18 protein-coding genes are annotated in these 19,788 nt (G+C 67.3%); 8 read left to right on the forward strand and 10 right to left on the reverse strand.

The window, feature by feature from the left end:
- Nucleotides 1-85 precede the first annotated feature (85 nt).
- The 5 genes from JQX08_RS04270 to JQX08_RS04290 all read left to right on the forward strand — a co-directional run bounded on the left by JQX08_RS04270 (nt 86) and on the right by JQX08_RS04290 (nt 5,178).
- Nucleotides 86-1,123 carry an ABC transporter ATP-binding protein gene (locus tag JQX08_RS04270; RefSeq protein ID WP_204914986.1) on the forward strand — a complete coding sequence of 346 codons (1,038 nt, stop codon included), beginning with the start codon at nt 86-88 and terminating at the stop codon, nt 1,121-1,123.
- Nucleotide 1,124: 1 nt separating this feature from the next.
- Nucleotides 1,125-2,075, forward strand: a complete 951-nt coding sequence (locus tag JQX08_RS04275) for an ABC transporter permease (RefSeq protein WP_204914988.1) — start codon at nt 1,125-1,127, stop codon at nt 2,073-2,075.
- Nucleotides 2,065-2,889, forward strand: a complete 825-nt coding sequence (locus JQX08_RS04280) for an ABC transporter permease (protein WP_204914990.1) — start codon at nt 2,065-2,067, stop codon at nt 2,887-2,889. The genes JQX08_RS04275 and JQX08_RS04280 overlap by 11 nt, the downstream gene beginning before the upstream one ends.
- A gap of 227 nt (nt 2,890-3,116) precedes the next feature.
- Nucleotides 3,117-4,541 (forward strand): gamma-aminobutyraldehyde dehydrogenase, encoded by a 1,425-nt coding sequence (locus tag JQX08_RS04285; RefSeq protein ID WP_204914992.1) that lies wholly within the window; start codon nt 3,117-3,119, stop codon nt 4,539-4,541.
- 163 nt (nt 4,542-4,704) lie between these two features.
- Nucleotides 4,705-5,178: an ester cyclase gene (locus JQX08_RS04290; RefSeq protein WP_204914994.1), complete on the forward strand. Its 474-nt coding sequence runs from the start codon at nt 4,705-4,707 to the stop codon at nt 5,176-5,178.
- Nucleotides 5,179-5,234: 56 nt separating this feature from the next.
- On the opposite strand, the gene JQX08_RS04295 is transcribed toward JQX08_RS04290, so the two are convergent.
- The 6 genes from JQX08_RS04295 to JQX08_RS04320 all read right to left on the reverse strand — a co-directional run bounded on the left by JQX08_RS04295 (nt 5,235) and on the right by JQX08_RS04320 (nt 12,082).
- Nucleotides 5,235-6,611 carry a choice-of-anchor Q domain-containing protein gene (locus JQX08_RS04295; RefSeq protein ID WP_204914996.1) on the reverse strand — a complete coding sequence of 459 codons (1,377 nt, stop codon included), beginning with the start codon at nt 6,609-6,611 and terminating at the stop codon, nt 5,235-5,237.
- Nucleotides 6,612-6,758: 147 nt separating this feature from the next.
- Nucleotides 6,759-7,568 carry an SDR family oxidoreductase gene (locus JQX08_RS04300; protein ID WP_204914997.1) on the reverse strand — a complete coding sequence of 270 codons (810 nt, stop codon included), beginning with the start codon at nt 7,566-7,568 and terminating at the stop codon, nt 6,759-6,761.
- Nucleotides 7,569-7,661: 93 nt separating this feature from the next.
- Nucleotides 7,662-8,453, reverse strand: a complete 792-nt coding sequence (locus JQX08_RS04305) for an NUDIX hydrolase (RefSeq protein ID WP_204914999.1) — start codon at nt 8,451-8,453, stop codon at nt 7,662-7,664.
- Between the two features lie 79 nt (nt 8,454-8,532).
- Nucleotides 8,533-10,263, reverse strand: coding sequence for a single-stranded-DNA-specific exonuclease RecJ (gene recJ / locus JQX08_RS04310; protein ID WP_204915001.1), 1,731 nt, complete (start codon nt 10,261-10,263; stop codon nt 8,533-8,535).
- A gap of 59 nt (nt 10,264-10,322) precedes the next feature.
- On the reverse strand, nt 10,323-10,862 hold the full coding sequence (locus tag JQX08_RS04315; protein WP_204915003.1) for a YaeQ family protein: 540 nt from the start codon (nt 10,860-10,862) through the stop codon (nt 10,323-10,325).
- A gap of 74 nt (nt 10,863-10,936) precedes the next feature.
- The gene (locus tag JQX08_RS04320) at nt 10,937-12,082 is read right to left on the reverse strand and encodes a GGDEF domain-containing protein (protein ID WP_204915005.1); all 1,146 of its coding nucleotides are present in this window, start codon (nt 12,080-12,082) and stop codon (nt 10,937-10,939) included.
- Between the two features lie 209 nt (nt 12,083-12,291).
- Here JQX08_RS04320 and JQX08_RS04325 point away from each other — a divergent pair, with 209 nt between their 5' ends.
- From JQX08_RS04325 to JQX08_RS04335, 3 genes are all read left to right on the forward strand, one after another.
- Nucleotides 12,292-13,488 (forward strand): CaiB/BaiF CoA transferase family protein, encoded by a 1,197-nt coding sequence (locus JQX08_RS04325; protein ID WP_204915007.1) that lies wholly within the window; start codon nt 12,292-12,294, stop codon nt 13,486-13,488.
- A 26-nt stretch (nt 13,489-13,514) separates the two neighbouring features.
- The gene (locus JQX08_RS04330) at nt 13,515-14,297 is read left to right on the forward strand and encodes a substrate-binding periplasmic protein (protein WP_204915010.1); all 783 of its coding nucleotides are present in this window, start codon (nt 13,515-13,517) and stop codon (nt 14,295-14,297) included.
- A gap of 99 nt (nt 14,298-14,396) precedes the next feature.
- Nucleotides 14,397-15,107, forward strand: coding sequence for an endonuclease (locus JQX08_RS04335; protein WP_204915013.1), 711 nt, complete (start codon nt 14,397-14,399; stop codon nt 15,105-15,107).
- Nucleotides 15,108-15,152: 45 nt separating this feature from the next.
- Here the strand turns inward: JQX08_RS04335 and thrC are convergent, their stop codons facing one another.
- The 4 genes from thrC to xerD form a co-directional block, all read right to left on the reverse strand.
- On the reverse strand, nt 15,153-16,562 hold the full coding sequence (gene thrC, locus JQX08_RS04340) for a threonine synthase (RefSeq protein ID WP_204915015.1): 1,410 nt from the start codon (nt 16,560-16,562) through the stop codon (nt 15,153-15,155).
- Nucleotides 16,563-16,573: 11 nt separating this feature from the next.
- Entirely contained in the window at nt 16,574-17,878 is a 1,305-nt protein-coding gene (locus JQX08_RS04345) for a homoserine dehydrogenase (protein WP_204915017.1), read from the reverse strand.
- Nucleotides 17,879-17,994: 116 nt separating this feature from the next.
- A complete protein-coding gene (locus tag JQX08_RS04350) occupies nt 17,995-18,720 on the reverse strand; it encodes a thioredoxin fold domain-containing protein (RefSeq protein ID WP_204915019.1) in 726 nt (241 codons plus the stop codon).
- Nucleotides 18,721-18,819: 99 nt separating this feature from the next.
- Nucleotides 18,820-19,716, reverse strand: a complete 897-nt coding sequence (xerD, locus tag JQX08_RS04355) for a site-specific tyrosine recombinase XerD (RefSeq protein WP_204915021.1) — start codon at nt 19,714-19,716, stop codon at nt 18,820-18,822.
- Nucleotides 19,717-19,788 lie beyond the last annotated feature (72 nt).

Genomic DNA, 19,788 nt, shown 5'->3' on the forward strand with positions numbered 1-19,788 from the left:
TCTCCTCTCCCACTGGGGAGAGGGCGAGGGAACACGCGCCAGCCACCGACGCAATCCGCCGCACACTGTTCTTCCGGAGCTCCACATGACCATCGCCGTTGAATTCACCGAGGTATCCCGCGTCTTTGGCGACGTGAAAGCCGTCGACCGGGTGTCGCTGGCCATCGAGGACGGTGAGTTCTTTTCCATGCTCGGCCCGTCCGGCTCGGGCAAGACCACCTGCCTGCGCCTGATCGCCGGCTTCGAGCAGCCCAGCGCCGGCTCGATCCGCATCCACGGCGCCGAAGCCGTCGGCCTCGCGCCCTACCAGCGCGACGTCAACACCGTATTCCAGGATTACGCACTGTTCCCGCACATGAACGTGCGCGACAACGTCGCCTATGGCCTAAAGGTCAAGGGCGTCGGCAAGGACGAACGCCACCAGCGCGCCGAGGAAGCGCTGGCCATGGTCGCCCTCGGTGGCTACGGCGAGCGCAAGCCGGCACAGCTGTCCGGCGGTCAGCGCCAGCGCGTGGCCCTGGCCCGGGCGCTGGTCAACCGGCCACGGGTGCTGCTGCTCGACGAACCGCTCGGCGCCCTCGACCTCAAGCTGCGCGAGCAGATGCAGAGCGAGCTGAAGAAGCTGCAGCGCCAACTGGGCATCACCTTCATCTTCGTCACCCACGACCAGACCGAGGCGCTGTCGATGTCCGACCGCGTGGCGGTGTTCAACAAGGGCCGCATCGAGCAGGTCGACACCCCGCGCAATCTGTACATGCAGCCGGCCACCGCCTTCGTCGCCGAGTTCGTCGGCACCTCCAACGTGCTGCGCGGCGAGCTGGCGCAGCGCATCGCCGGCAGCAGCGCGCCGTTCTCGATCCGCCCCGAGCACATCCGCTTCGGCGATGGCGCGCAGGGCGACCACGTGCAAATCGCCGGCCTGCTCCACGACATCCAGTACCAGGGCGCCGCGACCCGCTACGAGATTCGCCTGGACAACGGCCAGACCCTCGCCGTCAGCCAGGCCAACAACCAGTGGCAGCACGGCAGCGCCAACCAGTTCGAGACCGGCCAGCAGGTGATCGCCCACTGGCCGCGCGAAGCCATGGTGGCGCTGCGCGACACGCCGGCCGAGGGCGCCTGACATGTCGTCCACCTCGCTCGCCAGCGCCGACAGCCTGACCGGCGGCCCGCTGCGCCGTCTGTCCAGCCTGCTGTATCGCAAGCCCAACCTGTACCTGGCGCTGCTGCTGATTCCGCCGCTGCTGTGGTTCGGCGCGATCTACCTCGGCTCGCTGCTGACCCTGCTCTGGCAGGGCTTCTACACCTTCGACGACTTCACCATGGCGGTGACCCCGGACCTGACGCTGGCCAACTTCGCCGCGCTGTTCCAGGCCGCCAACTTCGACATCATCCTGCGTACCCTGACCATGGCCGTGGCGGTGTCGATCGCCAGCGCCATCCTCGCCTTCCCGATCGCCTACTACATGGCGCGCTACACCACCGGCAAGACCAAGGCGTTCTTCTACATCGCGGTGATGCTGCCGATGTGGGCCAGCTACATCGTCAAGGCCTACGCCTGGACGCTGCTGCTGGCCAAGGGCGGGGTGGCGCAGTGGTTCGTCGACAGCCTCGGCCTGATGCCGCTGCTGCAGTTCATCCTCGGTATTCCCGGGGTCGGCGGCAGCACCCTGTCGACCTCGCACCTCGGGCGCTTCCTGGTGTTCGTCTACATCTGGCTGCCGTTCATGATCCTGCCGATCCAGGCCTCGCTGGAGCGCCTGCCGCCGTCACTGCTGCAGGCCTCGGCGGACCTCGGCGCCAAGCCGCGGCAGACCTTCACCCAGGTGATTCTGCCGCTGTCGATTCCGGGCATCGCCGCCGGCTCGATCTTCACGTTTTCGCTGACCTTGGGCGACTTCATCGTGCCGCAGCTGATCGGTCCGCCCGGCTTCTTCATCGGCAGCATGGTGTATTCCCAGCAGGGCTCGATCGGCAACATGCCGATGGCCGCCGCCTTCACCCTGGTGCCGATCGTGCTGATCGCCATCTACCTGTCCATCGTCAAACGACTGGGGGCCTTCGATGCACTCTAATGCTGACAATCAGGGGGAGCGCGCTTCCTGGGGCCTCAAGCTGGCGGCCTGGGGTGGGCTGGTGTTCCTGCACTTCCCGATCCTGATCATCTTCGTCTATGCCTTCAACACCGAAGACGCGGCATTCAGCTTCCCGCCGCAGGGCTTCACCCTGCACTGGTTCAGCGTCGCCTTCGCCCGCGCCGACGTGCTCGAGGCCATCGAGCTGTCGGTGCAGATCGCCTGCCTGGCCACGCTGATCGCCATGGTCCTCGGCACTCTGGCTGCCGCCGCGCTGTACCGCCGCGACTTCTTCGGCAAGGAGAGCATCTCGCTGATGCTGATCCTGCCGATCGCCCTGCCCGGCATCATCACCGGCATCGCCCTGCTCTCAGCGTTCAAGACCCTCGGCATCGAACCGGGGGTGCTGACCATCGTCATCGGCCACGCGACCTTCTGCGTGGTGATCGTCTACAACAACGTCATCGCCCGCTTCCGCCGCACCAGCTACAGCCTGATCGAAGCGAGCATGGACCTCGGCGCCGACGGCTGGCAGACCTTCCGCTACATCATCCTGCCCAACCTCGGCTCGGCGCTGCTGGCCGGCGGCATGCTGGCGTTCGCCCTGTCGTTCGACGAGATCATCGTCACCACCTTCACCGCCGGCCACGAACGCACCCTGCCGTTGTGGCTGCTCAACCAGCTGTCGCGCCCGCGCGACGTGCCGGTGACCAACGTGGTGGCCATGCTGGTGATGCTGGTGACCATGCTGCCGATCCTCGGCGCCTACTACCTGACCAAGGGTGGCGAGGGCGTGGCCGGGAGCGGCAAGTGAGTGCAATGCCAGAACCGTAGGATGGGTTGAGCGCAGCGATACCCATCGGCGACGCGTGGGTTTCGCCCAGCTCAATCTGGGCGGTCCCATCCATCCTACGGACGCTCATTCGGGCGCCGTCGCTGGCGCCCCGTACGGATCAACCCCCTCTCCCTCCGGGAGAGGGCTGGGGTGAGGGGCTGAGCCCTCCCCCTCTCACCCATCACACGTCAACACGAGGTCCCGCCATGCAAACCAAACTGCTGATCAATGGCCAACTGGTCGCCGGTGAAGGCCCCGCGCAACCGGTGCTCAACCCGGCACTGGGCGCGGCGCTGATCCAGATTCCCGAGGCCAGCGAAGCGCAGGTGGATGCCGCGGTGCGCGCCGCCGAGGCGGCCTTCCCGGCCTGGGCGCAGACCGCGCCGAAGGACCGCGCCATGCTGTTGCTGCGCCTGGCCGACAAGATTGAGGCGCACGGTGAGGAGCTGGCCAAGCTCGAGTCGCAGAACTGCGGCAAACCCTACGCCGCGGCGCTGAACGACGAGATCCCGGCGATCGCCGACGTGTTCCGCTACTTCGCCGGCGCCAGCCGCTGCCTGACCGGTTCCGCCGCCGGCGAGTACCTGCCCGGCCACACCTCGATGATCCGCCGCGACCCGATTGGCGTGGTCGCCTCCATCGCGCCGTGGAACTACCCGCTGATGATGGCCGCCTGGAAGCTCGCCCCGGCCCTGGCCGCCGGCAACACCGTGGTGCTCAAGCCGTCCGAGCAGACCCCGCTGAGCGCGCTGAAACTCGCCGAATTCCTCGCCGAGCTGTTCCCCGCCGGGGTGGTCAACATCGTCTTCGGTCGCGGCGCCAGCGTCGGCAACCCGCTGGTCACCCACAGCAAGGTGCGCATGGTCTCGCTGACCGGCTCGGTGGCGACCGGCTCGCACATCATCTCCAGCACCGCGGCGAGCGTGAAGCGCACGCACATGGAGCTCGGCGGCAAGGCGCCGGTGATCATCTTCGACGACGCCGACCTGGAAGCTGCGGTCGAGGGCATCCGCACCTTCGGCTTCTACAACGCCGGGCAGGACTGCACCGCCGCCTGCCGCATCTACGCGCAGAAAGGCATCTACGAGAAGTTCGTCGCCGAACTCGGCGCCGCGGTCGGCAGCCTCAAGTCCGGCCTGCAGGACGACCCGAGCACCGAGCTCGGCCCGCTGATCACCCAGCAGCACCGCGACCGCGTGGCCGGCTTCGTCGAACGCGCCAAGGCGCAGTCGCACATCGAGGTGGTCACCGGCGGCAACGCCGGCAGCGGCGCCGGTTTCTTCTTCGAGCCGACGGTGCTGGCCGGCGCCCAGCAGGATGACGAGATCGTCCGCCGCGAGGTGTTCGCCCCGGTGGTCTCGGTGACCCGCTTCGATGACGAGGAACAGGCACTGACCTGGGCCAACGACTCCGACTACGGCCTGGCCTCCTCGGTGTGGACCGGCGACGTCGGCCGCGCCCATCGCCTGTCGGCGCGCCTGCAGTACGGCTGCACCTGGGTCAACACGCACTTCATGCTGGTCAGCGAGATGCCGCACGGCGGCATGAAGCTGTCCGGCTACGGCAAGGACCTGTCGATGTACGGCCTGGAGGATTACACGGCGATCCGCCACGTGATGATCAAGCACTGAGCAATAACCCCGAAGTCGTGCGTAGGAGCGAATTCATTCGCGATCCGGGCCATAAGGCCCGGCCTGGGCTCGGTGCTGTCGCATCGCGCCATCGCGACTGAAGTCGCTCCTACAACGTCCTGCGCCAATGCGGTACCGATCTCAATCATCAGGAGAACAAGCGATGCGTAACACCGTGCGTAATCTCAGCTTCATCCTGCTCTGCGCCTTCGCCGGCCTGGCCCAGGCGGCCGACGCCAAAGCCATCGTCGACGGCTACATGGCCGCCTGGAACGCCCACGACGTCGACAAGGCCGCCAGCTTCCTGGCCGACGACGCGGTGTATTTCGACGCCACCGTCGGCACCCCGCAGAACGGCAAGGCGGCCGCCCGCGACAACGTGATCAAGGTGTTCATCGGCGCGGTGCCGGACCTGACCTGGAAGATGACCAGCGAGCCGATCGTCAGCGCCGACGGCATCGCCTTCCAGTGGGAGTTCGCCGGCACCAACAGCGGCGACTGGAGCGCCGAGACCAAGGCCACCGGCAAGCCGCTGAAGTTCGAGGGCGTCAGCTTCGTGCGCATCAAGAACGGCAAGATCAGCTACCAGGGCGACTACTACGACGCCCTCGGTTTCAACAAGCAGCTCGGCTGGTAAGCCACCCTCGCGGTTAACGGAAGTTGTCGCGGCTGCGGGCCGCGACAACCCGCCCCTCAACGCTTGGCCGGCCGCTCGTAGGCACCGAGGTCGCAGGCCGCCACGCCGTCGTTGTTGCCGTCGCGCGGACGCATGGAGCCGCGCTGATCATGGCTGGTGCAGGAACCCACGCCGCTGTCGACCGCCGGACTGGCCGGGCGCAAGGCATGGGTCGGCAGGGTCGAGTTGTTGTCGGCCAGTGGGTAGAGCACCTTGGTGAAGGTTTCCGCATCGTTGGTGAGGATGTCCGCCGTGCAGTTGCCGGTGTCGGTGCCGAGCAGCAGGCCGCGCGCCTGGTAGGTGGCGCCGGGGCCGTTCAGGCAGTTGCTGACGCCGATCGACTCGTTGCCATTGCCGGCGATCAGGCTGTTGCGCACCAGCAGGTTGCCGTAGTTGAGCACGCCGAGCGCCAGGTTGTCGGCGATGGTGACGTTGATCAGGGTCATGCTCGGCGTGCCGCCGAACATCGGGAAGTACGAACCGTTGGCGACCACGGAATCGTTGTCGCGCTCGCCGATGGCGTTCTTGCCGGAAATCGTCACGTTGGTCAGCTTGAACACGCCGTTGCCGTCGTTGCGGATGACGATGCCCGGGCCGTCCGAGCGGTGCAGCAAGAAGGCGCAGCGCGCCACGTCGGCGTTGCCGGTGTTGAAGATCGCCCCGCCGAGGGCGACCACGTCGTCGCCGTTGGTGATGTTGTTGCGGAACAGGCTGTCACGCACCAGCAGCGTGCCCGAATTGAAGATCGCCCCGCCCCAGGCATGCCCCGAGTCGCCGAAGTCGGCGCGGTTGCGCTCGAACGTCGAGTTGTACACCTCGAGCGTGCCGTTGTTGGCGATCGCCCCGCCCTCGCCGCGGCCAAACGAGTCGAAGGCCAGGTTGTCCTGCAACAGCACGCGGCGCACCAGCAGGCTGCCGAGGTTCTCGATGGCGCCGCCGTTGGTGGAGGTACGGCCGTTGCGCAGGGTCAGGTCCTGCACGGTCAGGCTGGCGCCGCCGAGCACTTCGAGGATGCGGTCGATGCCGCCGCCGTCGATCAGCGTCTGAGCCGTCCCGACGCCGATCAGGCTGAGGCTGCCGGCGGTGATGTCGAGGTCACCATTGGCGTTCTGGTCCTCGTCGAAGATCTGCCCGTCCTCGCCGCCCGGGGGCGGCAACTGCAGCGTGTAGGTGCCGGCGGCGAGCAGGATGCGGTTGCTGCCGCCCAGGCGGTTGGCGCTGATCACCGCGTCGCGCAGGGTGCACTGGCTGTTGCAGACGCCATCGGACTGGTCGTCGGCGCGGGTGACCCGGAAATCGCGGGCGCCGGCGCGGTCGGCCAGCACCAGCAACAGGGCGCCGCACAGGGCGAGCAGGAGGAAGCGCAGCAGGTGGTGCGAAGAGGCGGTGCGCATGGCGCTGTCCCTCGTTCAGAGCGGGCTGAAGCGGGAGACAGCCGACATCCTTCCGCGACCATCGCCGGCCGGGCCGGCGATCTTCGTAGTGGACTGGTGCTAGGCCGGGCGGTTCAAGGCGTTTTTCCGCCGTTCGTCCGGTCGCGCTCAGCCGCGTGGCGGCAGCGGCGGCAGCGGCGGCAGGTCGGCGTCACCGAGCTTGCTGCCACCGTCGCAGTCGATGATGGTGCCGGTGATGTAGCGTGAATTGTCCGAGGCGAGGAACAGCGCCAGGTCGGCGATATCGCGCTTCTCGCCGTAGTCGCGCAGCGCCAGGTGCGCCTTCACCGCGTGCTCGGCCTCCGGCGTCGGCGCCAGTCGCGCCATGCCCTCGGTGCCGCTGATCGGCCCCGGCGAGATGGCGTTGACGCGGATGCCGTCGACGCCCCACTCCATCGCCAGGCACTGGGTGAGCATGTTGATACCGGCCTTCGCGGCGCACACATGCGCTTGGTAGACCCGCGGCTTGACCGCCTGCGGCGCGGTGATGGAGATCAGCGAGGCGCCGGGTTTATTCAGGTAGGCGTAGGACGCACGCAGCACGTTGAAGGTGCCGAGCAGGTCGATGTCGACCACGGTCTTGAAGGCGTTGGCCGACATGTCCTTCGCGGCGGCGACGAAGTTGCCGGCGGCGCCCGAGACCACCACGTCGAGATTGCCCCACTGGCGCTGCACCTGGGCAATGGCGGCCTCGACCGCGGCGTAGTCGCGCACGTCGGCGGCAATGCCCAGCGCCTCGCCGCCGGCGGCCTGGATGCCGGCGACCGCCAGGTCGAGCTTGTCCTGGCTGCGGCTGAGCAACGCCACGCGCGCGCCGTGGTGGGAGAAATACTCGGCGATGCCGAGGTTGATTCCACTCGAGCCGCCGGCGACGAACGCCACCTTGCCGGCCAGTACCCGATCCTTGAACGCGTCCATGGGAAATCCTCTCTCAGCGCAGTGACGAGGCAGCCAGTGTGCCGCCCTCTATCAGTGAAGCCTGTAGATCGAAAGGATCAAAATCGGCTGAACTCAACCCAGCCGCCAGCTCGCCTGCGGTGCGTAGCCGGCGTCCGCCGGAATACGCAGGTGGCGCACGCCGTCGACGTCCTCCAGCCACGGCTGCACGGCGACGATGCGCCGCTGGCGGGCCACCGCCAGCACCTGCGCCGCGCTGTCGGCCTCGGCGAGCAGGCGCAGGTTCTGCTCGGTGGCGAACACCAGGGTGTGCCGCCCCGCCGCGGCATCGCTGAGCGCCTGCTGCGGCGCCACCCACAGCGAGGCGACCGACTCCGAACCGTCGTGCAGGGCCAGCTGGTCGGCCGGCGCCAGCGCGGCGAAGAACCAGGTGTCGAAGCGCTTCGGCACGAAATCCGGGGTGATCCAGTGGGCGAACGGCACCAGGCAGTCGACCGCCAACAGCAGGTCCTCGGCTTCCACCAGCTCGGCGATGCCGGCCGTGTTGGCGTTCAGCCGGGCGCGCCAGCGCGCCTCGATCGGCCCCAGCTGCGCGGCACTCAGCAGCTCGGTCTCGCCGCGCCGGCGGGCGAGCAGCACGCCGCACTCCTCGAAGGCCTCGCGGATGCCGGCGATGCGGAAGGTCAGTTCGTCGTCGCCGAGCGCCTCGGCCAGCGTGCAGCGGTCGCGCAAACCGGGCGCCGCATCGGCGGTCTCGAGCTTGCCGCCGGGAAACACCAAGGCGCCGGAGAACGAGTCGATCTGGTGGTTGCGCACCACCATGAACACTTCCAGTGGCGTCGCCGGGTCCGCGCCGGGGCGCAGCAACAGCACGGTGGTGGCGGGACGGATGGTCGACTCGTGCATGGTGCAGCCCTTCTTGTTGTTGTCGGCTAGCCACGAAGGTAGCCAGCCGACCGGTCGGGGCGCAGCGGGGATTTCCGCCTTAACGCGGGGCGATATGGGCAATCAGCAGTTGCACCGATTCCTGGCCGCGGAACTCGTTGACGTCGAGCTTGTAGGCCAGCTCGACCCAGCGCACGGTGGGGTTCGGCCACAGTTCGCGGTCGACGCCGAAGGCGATGCCGTCCAGCTGCACCGCCCCGCACTCGCTCTTCAGCACCACCTTGAGGTGGCGCTCACCGACGATGCGCTGCTGCACCAGCTGGAACACGCCGTGGAACAGCGGTTCAGGGAAGTGCTGACCCCACGGCCCGGCGTTGCGCAGCTCCTTGGCCAGCGGCAGGTGGAACTCCTCCGCCGCCAGCGCGCCGTCGGAGAGCAGCCGCCCGGTCAGGTCGTCCTCGCTGAGCTGGCGGCGCACTTCGCTGTCGAACGCCGCGGCGAACGCGCCGAAATGCTCCTGGGGCAGCGACAACCCGGCGGCCATGGCGTGGCCGCCGAACTTGCTGATCAGCCCCGGGTGCTTGGCCGCCACCGCATCCAGCGCGTCGCGGATGTGCAGGCCCGGCACCGAGCGCGCCGAGCCCTTGAGCAGTCCGTCACCGGCGTCGGCGAAGGCGATCGCCGGGCGGTGGTAGCGCTCCTTGAGGCGCGAGGCGAGGATGCCGATCACCCCCTGGTGCCAATCCGCCTCGAACAGGCACAGGCCGAACGGCAGGTCTTCCACCGGCAGGTCCTTGAGCTGGGCCAGCGCCTCACGCTGCATGCCCTGCTCGATGGCCTTGCGGTCCTGGTTGAGCTGGTCGAGCTGCACCGCCATGTCGCGGGCCAGCGGCTCGTCATCGCAGAGCAGGCATTCGATGCCCAGGCTCATGTCGTCCAGGCGCCCGGCCGCGTTGAGGCGCGGGCCGAGGATGAAACCGAGGTCGGTGGAGGTGATGCGCCCGTGCTGCTTGCCGGCCACTTCGAGGATCGCCCGCAGGCCGGGGCGTGCGCGGCCGGCGCGGATGCGCGCCAGGCCCTGGTGAACGAGGATGCGGTTGTTGGCGTCGAGCGGCACCACGTCGGCGACGCTGCCCAGCGCCACCAGGTCGAGCAGCTCGCCGAGGTTCGGTTCGGCCGGACGCGGCTCGGCGGCGCGCCCGCTGGCGAACCAGCCGAGCTCACGCAACCGCGCACGCAGCGCCAGCAGCACGTAGAAGATCACCCCGACACCGGCCAGCGCCTTGCTCGGGAAGTCGCAACCGGGCTGGTTGGGATTCACGATGGCGTCCGCCGCCGGCAGTTCCGGACCGGGCAGGTGGTGGTCGGTGACCAGTACCTGCAGCCCGGCCGCCTTGGCCGCCGCCACGCCGTCGACGCTGGAGATGCCGTTGTCGACGGTGATCAGCAGGTCGGGCTGGCGACCCAGCGCCACCGCGACGATCTCCGGGGTCAGGCCGTAGCCGTACTCGAAACGGTTCGGCACCAGGTAGTCGACCGCCGCCGCGCCGAGCATGCGCAGGCCGAGCACGCCGACCGAGCTGGCGGTGGCGCCGTCGGCATCGAAGTCGCCAACGATGAGGATGCGCTGGCGCTGCTGCAGCGCCGTGACCAGCAGATCGACCGCCGCCTCGATGCCCTTCAGCTGCTGATACGGGATCAGCCGCGCCAGGCCCTTGTCCAGTTCGGCGGCGGACTGCACGCCGCGCGCGGCGTACAGGCGGGTCAGCAGGGGCGGCAGGTTGCCGAGATCGGGCAGTTGAGCGGGTAGCGGGCGGGACTCGATGCGCATGCGGGTTCTTTCGTCGAATTCGGTAGCGGGTGGCGTGGCGAAGCTCAGCTGACGGGCGCTCAGCGCTCGCCGTGCAGCCACTCCAGCGGAATCTCGTGCTGGCCGCGCTCGTCGGTGACGAACAACACGCCGTCGCTGATCATCACACTCCAGTTGATCGAGCGCGGCAGGTCGACGGCCAGGTGCTCGAGGGCGTCCTGGTCAACCGCCACCACGTTGATGTTCTTCAGCTGGCGCACGCTGTCGAGCACCTTGGTCTGCCACACGCGCAGGCTGCCGTAGGCCACCAGGCTGAAGCGTTCGGTGCGGCGCGAGCACCAGGTGATGCGATCGGCGTCCGGCTGGCCGACTTCGATCCAGTGCAGCACGCGGTCATCGAGGCTTTTTTCCCACAGCGCCGGCTCGTCGACGTCCGACAGGCCGCGGCCGAAGCTCAGCTGCTCGCCGTACCACAGCACATAGGCGATCAGGCGTACGGCCAGGCGTTCTTCGGTTTCCGAGGGGTGCTTGGCCACGGTGAAGCGCAGGGTCTCGTAGACGCTGCGGTCCATATCGGTGAGGTTGATTTCGACTTTATAAGGCGTGGCTTGCAGGGCCATGGGCAGGCTTCTTTGACGATGCGGAAGGGGCGCCAGTCTACCCCGAATTGATCGCCCACAGCCCGCCGCAATGCTCAGGAGGTCGCGCGGTAGACCTCGACCCGGTTGCGCCCCGCCGCCTTGGCCGCGTACAGCGCCTGATCGGCCAGCGACAGCAGGCGGGTCAGCTCGAAGTCGGCCTGGTAGGCATCGGCGATGCCGATGCTCACGCTGAGCTGCGCGCCGGCGACGAACGGCAGCTCGGCGAACTCGCGGCGCACCCGCTCGGCGAGCACCAGCGCCACGCCGTGGTCGGCGTCGGTGAGCAGGCAGGCGAATTCCTCGCCGCCGATCCGCGCGCAGACGTCGTTCTGGCGGGTGCGGCTGCTGAGGATCTGGCTGAACGCGGCGAGCGCCTGATCGCCCACCGCGTGGCCGAAGCTGTCGTTGAGGCGCTTGAAGTAGTCGAGGTCACAGAGCAGCAGCACCGCCGGGCGCTGCAGGCGCGCGCAGCCGACCAGCATCTGTTCGGCGGAATCGATGAACGCGCGGCGGTTGCCGATGCCGGTCAGCGGATCGCGCAGCGAGGCGCGCTTGTAGCTCAGCTCGGCGCGCTCCTTGACCATCGCCAGGCAGACGAAGGCGATGCCGATGGCGTACAGCAGGGTCTCCAGCACCAGCACGGCGAAGAACGCGTTGTCCTGGTTGATCGTATCGAACGGCATGCCGCGGTCGAACACCGCACGCACCGAATAGAACCCGCCATGGAACAGCAGCAGCACCAGCGCCGGCCGATAGTCCACTTCCAGCTGCGCCCGGCTGCGCCACAGCTCGAATGCGCCGAGCACGGCGTACGCCGCCATGGTCAGCGAGCCGACCAGCACGCGTAGCGCCAGCGACTCGTAGAACGGTGGCAGCAGGCACAGCAGCAGCCAGACCACCATGCCGGCGACCACGCCCGGCCAATGGATGCGCCGGCCGGTGAACACCCGCAGCGCGGTCCAGGTGAGCGCTGCGCTCAAATGCAGCAGCACGTTGCCGAGCACCAGCGGCACCACGTCGATGCCCAGGCCGCGCAGGCTGCCGAGTACCGTGCCGAGCGTGCCGATCAGCAGCGCCGCTGCCAGGTAGCCGAGGGTCGCCTCGCGGCGGCCGCGGGTCCAGGCGTGCAGCATCAGCACGCCGACCAGCAGCAGGGTGTAGATATCCATGACCACCAGGGTCTGAACGTTCAGTTGCATGACAGCCCCCGGGCCGAGGGGGCGGCGATGCAACGGGAGACAGCGGTGCGCTTGGGCATGGTCAAGGCAGAACGACTGGCGTCGGGCAGATGACTTCACTCTACGTGGCATGCCGCGTCTTCGCCAGCCAGCCAGTTCGTGCGCCGTGCTGTTCTCGTCGTCGGCCGCGCGCTAGAGTCGTGACACTCCCCTGCCGCATGGAATGACCGATGGACAGCGCCAAACCCCTCGCCGGGCTGAAAGTGATCGAGCTCGGCACCTTGATCGCCGGCCCCTTCGCCGCGCGCATTTGCGCCGAGTTCGGCGCCGATGTGATCAAGGTCGAATCACCCGATGGCGGCGACCCGTTGCGCAAGTGGCGCAAGCTCTACGAGGGCACCTCGCTGTGGTGGTTCGTGCAGGCGCGCAACAAAAAGTCGCTGACCCTCAACCTCAAGCACGAACGCGGCCGCGAGGTGCTGAAGAAGCTGCTCGCCGAGGCCGACGTGCTGATCGAGAACTTCCGCCCCGGCGTGCTGGAAAAGCTCGGCCTCGGCTGGGACGTGCTGCATGCGCTGAACCCCAAGCTGGTGATGGTGCGCCTGTCCGGCTTCGGCCAGAGCGGACCGATGAAGGACCAGCCGGGCTTCGGCGCGGTCGGTGAATCGATGGGCGGGCTGCGCTACATCACCGGTTTCGAGGACCGTCCGCCGGTGCGCACGGGGATTTCCATCGGCGACTCGATCGCCGCGCTGTGGGGGGTGATCGGCGCGCTGATGGCGCTGCGGCACCGCGAGGTCAACGGCGGCCAGGGCCAGGTGGTCGACGTGGCGCTGTACGAGGCAATCTTCGCGATGATGGAAAGCATGGTCCCGGAGTTCGACGTGTTCGGTTTCATCCGCGAGCGCACCGGCAACATCATGCCCGGCATCACGCCGTCGTCGGTGCACACCACCGCCGACGGCAAGCATGTGCAGATCGCCGCCAACGGTGACGCGATCTTCAAGCGCTTCATGCAGGCGATCGGCCGCCACGACCTGGCCGATGATCCGCAGCTGGCCGGCAACGACGGCCGCGACGCGCGCCGCGATGAGCTGTACGGGGTGATCGACCGCTGGGCGCGCGCCTTGCCGCTGGCCCAGGTGCTCGAGGTGCTCGGCAACGCCGAAGTGCCGGCCAGCCGCATCTACTCCACCGAGGACATGTTCAGCGACCCGCAATTCCTCGCCCGCGAGATGTTCCTCTCCGCCAAGCTGCCGGATGGCCGGCCGTTCAAGATGCCCGGCATCGTTCCCAAACTGTCGGCGACGCCCGGCAGCAGCGAGTGGATCGGCCCGGGGCTGGGTGAGCACAACGCCGAGGTGCTCGCCGCCCTCGGCTACAGCGCCGCGGACATCGCCGACCTGCGCGCCGCCGGCGCGCTCTGAATCTCGCCACTCGGAACGGATTGCCGATGCATAAACTGACCTCGCTGCCGCTGGCCGCCCTGCTCTACCTCAGCCTGTGCGGCAGCCTCGAGCTGCCGGCGGAGATGCCCGCCGATGCCCCGCTGCACTTCGCCGAGGAAGCCAACTGGCCGCCATTTACCCAGGAAGCCCACGGCATGGCCAGCAAGGGCCTGTCCTACGAGCTGCTCCAGCTGATCGGCCAACGCCTCGAGCGCAGCACCGACCTCGAGTTGCTGCCGCAGCAACGCCTGATGCAGAAGCTGCAGCGTGGCGAAAAGGACGGCGTGACGCTGATCAGCAGCAACGAGGAGCGCGCCGGCTTCCTGGTGTTCTCCGAGCCGGTGCTGAGCAAGCGCGGCTACCTCTACTACAACGTCGAACGGCCGCTACCCATCGAGTTCAGCGAATGGCGCGACCTGCAGGGGCTGCTGATCGGCATCGTCATCGGCCACAACTACGGCGAGGAGTTCGACCGTGCGCGCCGCGAGCTGCCGCTGCAGGTGGTCGAGGTGGTGTCGGTGCAGCAGCTGTTCCAGATGGCCCTCCTCGGCCGTGTCGACGCCTTCCTGGCCATCGACCTGACCGCCCAGGAGCTGAACCAGCAGCCGGCATTCAAGGGCCACATCGTGCACGCCGCGCGCCCGTATCTGGAAAGCAGCTACCACCTGGGCCTGTCGCGCCGCTCGCCGGCGGTGCACCTGCTGCCGCAGATCAACCAGGCGATCGGCGAACTCAAGGCCACCGGCGAGCTGGCGCAGTTGCTGAAGCGTCACGGCATCCAGCCCTGAGGCCGCCAAGACGGCCCTTGGCCACCGCTGGCCAGCACCTTGCCAGTCTTGGCAAAGCGCTCTATCTCGCTATGATGCGGCGCTTTTGGACCTCTCCGCATGCGCGTCAGCCGTACCCTCGCCGTCCTGCTCCTGCTCTGCGCCAGCAGCGCCCTCGCCCAACCGCCACGCACCTTCAGCGAAGCCAAAAAGATCGGCTGGAAGCTGTATAGCCGGCAATCGGTGGAGTTCTACTGCGGCTGCAAATACCAGGGCAATCGTGTCGACCTCGGCAGCTGTGGCTACGTACCGCGCAAGAACGCCCAGCGCGCCGCGCGCATCGAGTGGGAGCACATCGTGCCGGCCTGGCAGATCGGCCATCAGCGCCAGTGCTGGCAACAGGGTGGACGCAAGAACTGCACGCGCCACGACAAGGTCTACCAGCGCGCCGAGGCCGACCTGCACAACCTGGTCCCGGGCATCGGCGAGATCAACGGCGATCGCGGTAACTTCGCCTACGGCTGGCTGCCACAGGCGCCCAGTCAGTACGGCGCCTGCCCGGTGGTGGTGGACTTCAAGGCCAAGCTGGCGATGCCGCGCAAGCAGGTGCGCGGGATGATTGCGCGCACCTACCTGTACATGAGCCAGCACTACCAGCTGCGCCTGTCCAAGCAGAGTCGCCAGCTGTACGAAGCCTGGCATCGCCAGTACCCGGTGGAGTCCTGGGAGCGCCAGCGCAACCAGCGCATCGGCTGCGTGATGGGTTGGGGCAACCCCTACGTCGGCGGCTTCGACAAGAGTGCCTGCGTGATCCTCGGATCGCGGAAATGAAAAAGGCCGGCATCGCTGCCGGCCTTTCTCGTCGCATCGCCCGCCTTATAGCGGCTTGCCGCGGTTGCCGTGGGCGCTGACGAAGCCCTGTACGGTCTTCAGGTCGTTGGCCAGCACGGTGCAGCGCTCGTCGCGCTGGAACAGGTCAGCTAGGTGCGGCGGCAGTTGCGGGGCCTGGCCGACACCGGCCTTCTCCACCGCCTCGGGGAACTTGACCGGGTGCGCGGTGCCCAGGGTGACCATCGGGATGGCCAGGCTGCGCCGGCACTCGCGCGCGGCGCGCACGCCGATCGCGGTGTGCGGGTCGAGCAGCTCACCGCACTCCTGGTACACCTCGGCGATGGTCTCGCAGGTTTCCTCGTCGTTCACCGCCAGCGAGTCGAACAGCTTGCGCGCCTCGGTCCAGCGCTCTTCTTCGACGCTGAAACCGCCACCCTGCTTGAAGGTGTCCATCAGCTCGGCAATCGCCGCGCCGTTGCGGCCGTGCAGGTCGAACAGCAGGCGCTCGAAGTTGGACGAAACCATGATGTCCATCGACGGCGACAGGGTCGGGTGCAGGGTGTCCTTGACGTACTGATTGCCGCTCATGAAGCGGTGCAGGATGTCGTTGCGGTTGGTGGCGACGATCAGCTGGCTGATCGGCAGGCCCATGTTGCGCGCCAAGTAACCGGCGAAAATGTCGCCGAAGTTGCCGGTTGGCACCGAGAAGGCCACCGAACGCGCCGGACCGCCGAGCTGCAGCGCGGCGTGGAAGTAGTAGACGATCTGGGCCATGATCCGCGCCCAGTTGATCGAGTTGACCGCCACCAGCCGGGTGCCCTTGAGGAAGCTCTGGTCGGCGAAGCTGGCCTTGACCATCTCCTGGCAGTCGTCGAAGTTGCCTTCGATGGCGATGTTGTGGATGTTCTCGCCGAGGATGGTGGTCATCTGCCGGCGCTGCACTTCGGACACCCGGTTGTGCGGGTGCATGATGAAAATGTCCACATGCTCGCAGGCCTTGCAGCCTTCGATGGCCGCCGAGCCGGTGTCACCGGAGGTGGCGCCCATGATCACCACGCGCTCGTTGCGCTTGCTCAGCACATGGTCGAGCAGGCGGCCGAGCAGTTGCAGGGCGAAGTCCTTGAACGCCAGGGTCGGGCCGTGGAACAGCTCGAGCACCCACTCGTTGCCGTTCAGCTGGCGCAGCGGCGCCACGGCGTTGTGGGCGAACACCCCGTAGGTCTCTTCGAGAATCTTCTTGAAATCGGCATCGGCGATGCTGCCGGCGACGAACGGACGCATCACCCGGAAGGCCAGCTCGTGGTACGGCAGGCCGGCCCAGGAGGCGATCTCCTCGACGGTGAAGCGTGGCAGGTTTTCCGGCACATACAGGCCGCCGTCGCTGGCCAGGCCGGCCAGCAGCACGTCTTCGAAATTGAGCGCCGGGGCCTGGCCGCGGGTACTGATATAACGCATGACTTTCTACCTCAGACCAGTTGCTCGACGCGGAGACGGACGACACTGCCGACCACGTCGTTGAGTGCTTCCAGGGCGCTGATCGCTTCGTTGATCTGCGCCTCGCGCACGCGATGGGTGACCAGGATCATCGGCACCAGGCCATCGTGCTCCTCGGCTTCCTTCTGCATGATCGACTCGATGTTGATCCCGCGCTCGGAGAGAATGCTCGCCACCTGGGCCAGCACGCCCGGGTGATCCTTGGCCTGGATGCGCAGGTAATAGGCGCTCTCGCAGGCCTCGATGGCGAGGATCGGGTGATCGGACAGCGCGTCCGGCTGGAACGCCAGGTGCGGCACGCGGTTTTCCGGGTCGGTGGTCAGTGCACGGACCACGTCGACCAGGTCGGCAACCACCGACGAGGCGGTCGGCTCCATGCCGGCGCCAGCGCCGTAGAACAGCGTCGATCCGGCAGCATCGCCATTGACCATTACCGCGTTCATCACGCCGTTGACGTTGGCGATCAGGCGGTCGGCGGGGATCAGCGTCGGGTGCACACGCAGCTCGATGCCGGCGTCGGTGCGCCGCGCTACGCCGAGGTGCTTGATGCGGTAGCCCAGCGCTTCGGCGTAGTTGACGTCGGCACTGGTCAGTTTGCTGATGCCTTCGGTGTAGGCCTTGTCGAACTGCAGCGGAATGCCGAAGGCGATCGAGGCGAGGATGGTCAGCTTGTGCGCAGCGTCGATACCCTCGACGTCGAAGGTCGGATCGGCTTCGGCGTAGCCGAGTGCCTGGGCTTCCTTGAGCACGTCGTCGAAGGCACGGCCTTTCTCGCGCATTTCGCTCAAGATGAAGTTGCCAGTACCGTTGATGATGCCGGCCAGCCAGTTGATGCGGTTGCCGGCCAGACCCTCGCGGATCGCCTTGATCACCGGGATGCCACCAGCCACGGCGGCTTCGAAGGCAACGATGACGCCCTTCTCGCGCGCCTTGGCGAAGATTTCGTTGCCGTGCACGGCGATCAGCGCCTTGTTGGCGGTGACCACGTGCTTGCCGTTGTCGATAGCTTGCAGCACCAGGTCACGGGCAATGGTGTAGCCGCCGATCAGCTCGATGACCACATCGATGTCCGGGTTGCTGGCCACCGCGAAGACATCGTTGGTAATCGGGGTGCCGGTAATGTCGCACTGCGGGTTCTGCGAACGCAGGGCAATCTGCGCCACTTCGATGCCACGCCCGGCACGCCGCGCGATTTCCTCGGCGTTGCGCTTGAGCACGTTGAAGGTACCGCCACCGACGGTACCCAGCCCACAGATGCCAACTTTGACCGGTTTCACACTCGACTCCCCATCTGCACTGCGTAAAACGGCCGAGCGATGCCCGGCCGTGAATTCTGAAGGAGCCGCACCTTACGAAGCGGCTCCCTATTAGTCAATCGGCTGCAAGCCGCGAATTACTTGGCCTCAAGCGCCAGTTTGGCGAGTTGCGGCGCCGGCTGGTAGCCAGGAATCATCTGGCCATTGCCGAGCACGATCGCCGGGGTGCCCTGCACACCGATGGTCTGGCCCAGCGCGTACTGCTTGGCCACCGGGTTGTCGCACTTGGCCGCCGGCAGTTCTTCGCGCGACTTGGCCATGTTCATCGCCGCCTGACGGTCCTTCGCGCACCACACGCTGACCAGGGTGTTGTAGCCGTGGCTGTCGATGCCCTGACGCGGGAACGCCACGTAGCGCACTTCGATGCCACGACGGTTGAGCTCGGCCACTTCGCTGTGCAGCTTCTGGCAGTAGCCGCAGTCGGTATCGGTGAACACGGTGATGTGCGCCTTCGGCTCCTTCGGCGCGAAGACCACCATCTCGGAAGTCGGAATCGCGTTGATTTCCTTGGCGATGCCTTTGCTTTCCGCCTGCTCGGTGAGGTTGACCGCCTGGCCATCCTTGAACTGGTAGAGGTAGCCCTGCATCAGGTACTGGCCGTCGGCGCTGGCGTACAGCTGACGCCCGCCCTTGAGGTGGACCTGGTAGATGCCGCTCATCGGGCTTTCCGCGATGGCTTCGATCGGCAGGTCGGGTTGCAGGGTTTTCAGGGTGCTGCGAATCGCCTGGTCCGGGTCAGCGGCAAGGGTCACGGTGCTGGCCAGGCCGAAGGCGGCGGCAGCGAGAATTCGGGTCACGCGCATGGGTACTCCTGTCGAGCGACGGGTGGGTGTTGCGGATGGACGAAGACTACCACAGAAGGCCCGGCGGGCCGACGACAGCAGGTCGGCGACCACTGGTCATCAACCGCGCGGATGATGCCGCGCATGCAGCTCCTGCAGGCGCGCCTTGGCGATGTGGGTGTAGATCTGCGTGGTCGACAGATCGCTGTGGCCGAGGAGCATCTGCACGGTGCGCAGGTCGGCGCCGTGATTGAGCAGGTGGGTGGCGAAAGCATGTCGCAGAGTGTGCGGCGACAGCGACTTGCCGATGCCGGCAACCGCGGCCTGGTGCTTGATCCGGTGCCAGAAGGTCTGCCGGGTCATCTGCTCGCCGCGCTGACTGGGAAACAACACATCGCTCGGCTTGCCGGCGAGCAGCAGCGGCCGCGCCTCGCGCACGTAACGCTCGATCCACACGATGGCTTCTTCGCCGAGCGGCACCAGGCGCTCCTTGCGGCCCTTGCCGAACACCTTGAGCACGCCCTGGCGCAGGTTGACCTGCTCGAACGTCAGCGCGATCAGTTCGCTGACCCGCAGGCCGCAGGCGTAGAGCACCTCGAGCATGGCGCGGTCGCGCAGCCCGATCGGGTCTTCCAGCTCGGGGGCGGCCAGCAAGGCCTCGACATCCGCCTCGCTGAGCGATTTCGGCAGCGGCCGGCCGATGTGCGGCAGCTCGACCTGCAGGGTCGGATCGTTGCTGATCAGCCCCTCGCTGAGCAGGAAGCGGTAGAAGCCGCGCAGCCCGGAAAGAAAGCGTGCGGTGGAGCGCGCCACATAGCCCGCGCCGAGGCGCCAGGCGAGGTGATCGAGGATCGCGTCGCGACCGACCGCCGCCAGCTCCAGGCCTCGCCCCTGCAGCCAGCCATTGAAGTGCGCAAGGTCGCTGCGATAAGCCGAACGGGTGTGCTCGGACAGGCCTTTCTCCAGCCACAGATTGTCAAGGAAACGGTCGATCAGGGGGTGATCCAGGGCGGGCATGGCGGGGCTGTATCTATGGACGAGGCACCGCTAGTCTTTCATAGCCTGGCCACGTAGGGCCAGGCGTTCGCA

The organism is Zestomonas insulae, assembly GCF_016901015.1.
In the GTDB taxonomy this organism is placed as follows: domain Bacteria; phylum Pseudomonadota; class Gammaproteobacteria; order Pseudomonadales; family Pseudomonadaceae; genus Aquipseudomonas; species Aquipseudomonas insulae.

Bases quoted from the DNA above. Each gene is read 5' to 3' on its own strand.
- JQX08_RS04350 (WP_204915019.1), bottom strand. From the start codon at position 18,720: ATGCGCGTGACCCGAATTCTCGCTGCCGCCGCCTTCGGCCTGGCCAGC.
- recJ (WP_204915001.1), bottom strand. From the start codon at position 10,263: ATGCGCATCGAGTCCCGCCCGCTACCCGCTCAACTGCCCGATCTCGGC.
- JQX08_RS04300 (WP_204914997.1), bottom strand. From the start codon at position 7,568: ATGGACGCGTTCAAGGATCGGGTACTGGCCGGCAAGGTGGCGTTCGTC.
- JQX08_RS04270 (WP_204914986.1), top strand. From the start codon at position 86: ATGACCATCGCCGTTGAATTCACCGAGGTATCCCGCGTCTTTGGCGAC.
- JQX08_RS04325 (WP_204915007.1), top strand. From the start codon at position 12,292: ATGGACAGCGCCAAACCCCTCGCCGGGCTGAAAGTGATCGAGCTCGGC.
- JQX08_RS04290 (WP_204914994.1), top strand. From the start codon at position 4,705: ATGCGTAACACCGTGCGTAATCTCAGCTTCATCCTGCTCTGCGCCTTC.
- xerD (WP_204915021.1), bottom strand. From the start codon at position 19,716: ATGCCCGCCCTGGATCACCCCCTGATCGACCGTTTCCTTGACAATCTG.
- JQX08_RS04285 (WP_204914992.1), top strand. From the start codon at position 3,117: ATGCAAACCAAACTGCTGATCAATGGCCAACTGGTCGCCGGTGAAGGC.
- JQX08_RS04275 (WP_204914988.1), top strand. From the start codon at position 1,125: ATGTCGTCCACCTCGCTCGCCAGCGCCGACAGCCTGACCGGCGGCCCG.
- JQX08_RS04295 (WP_204914996.1), bottom strand. From the start codon at position 6,611: ATGCGCACCGCCTCTTCGCACCACCTGCTGCGCTTCCTCCTGCTCGCC.
- thrC (WP_204915015.1), bottom strand. From the start codon at position 16,562: ATGCGTTATATCAGTACCCGCGGCCAGGCCCCGGCGCTCAATTTCGAA.
- JQX08_RS04280 (WP_204914990.1), top strand. From the start codon at position 2,065: ATGCACTCTAATGCTGACAATCAGGGGGAGCGCGCTTCCTGGGGCCTC.
- JQX08_RS04305 (WP_204914999.1), bottom strand. From the start codon at position 8,453: ATGCACGAGTCGACCATCCGTCCCGCCACCACCGTGCTGTTGCTGCGC.
- JQX08_RS04320 (WP_204915005.1), bottom strand. From the start codon at position 12,082: ATGCAACTGAACGTTCAGACCCTGGTGGTCATGGATATCTACACCCTG.
- JQX08_RS04315 (WP_204915003.1), bottom strand. From the start codon at position 10,862: ATGGCCCTGCAAGCCACGCCTTATAAAGTCGAAATCAACCTCACCGAT.
- JQX08_RS04330 (WP_204915010.1), top strand. From the start codon at position 13,515: ATGCATAAACTGACCTCGCTGCCGCTGGCCGCCCTGCTCTACCTCAGC.
- JQX08_RS04335 (WP_204915013.1), top strand. From the start codon at position 14,397: ATGCGCGTCAGCCGTACCCTCGCCGTCCTGCTCCTGCTCTGCGCCAGC.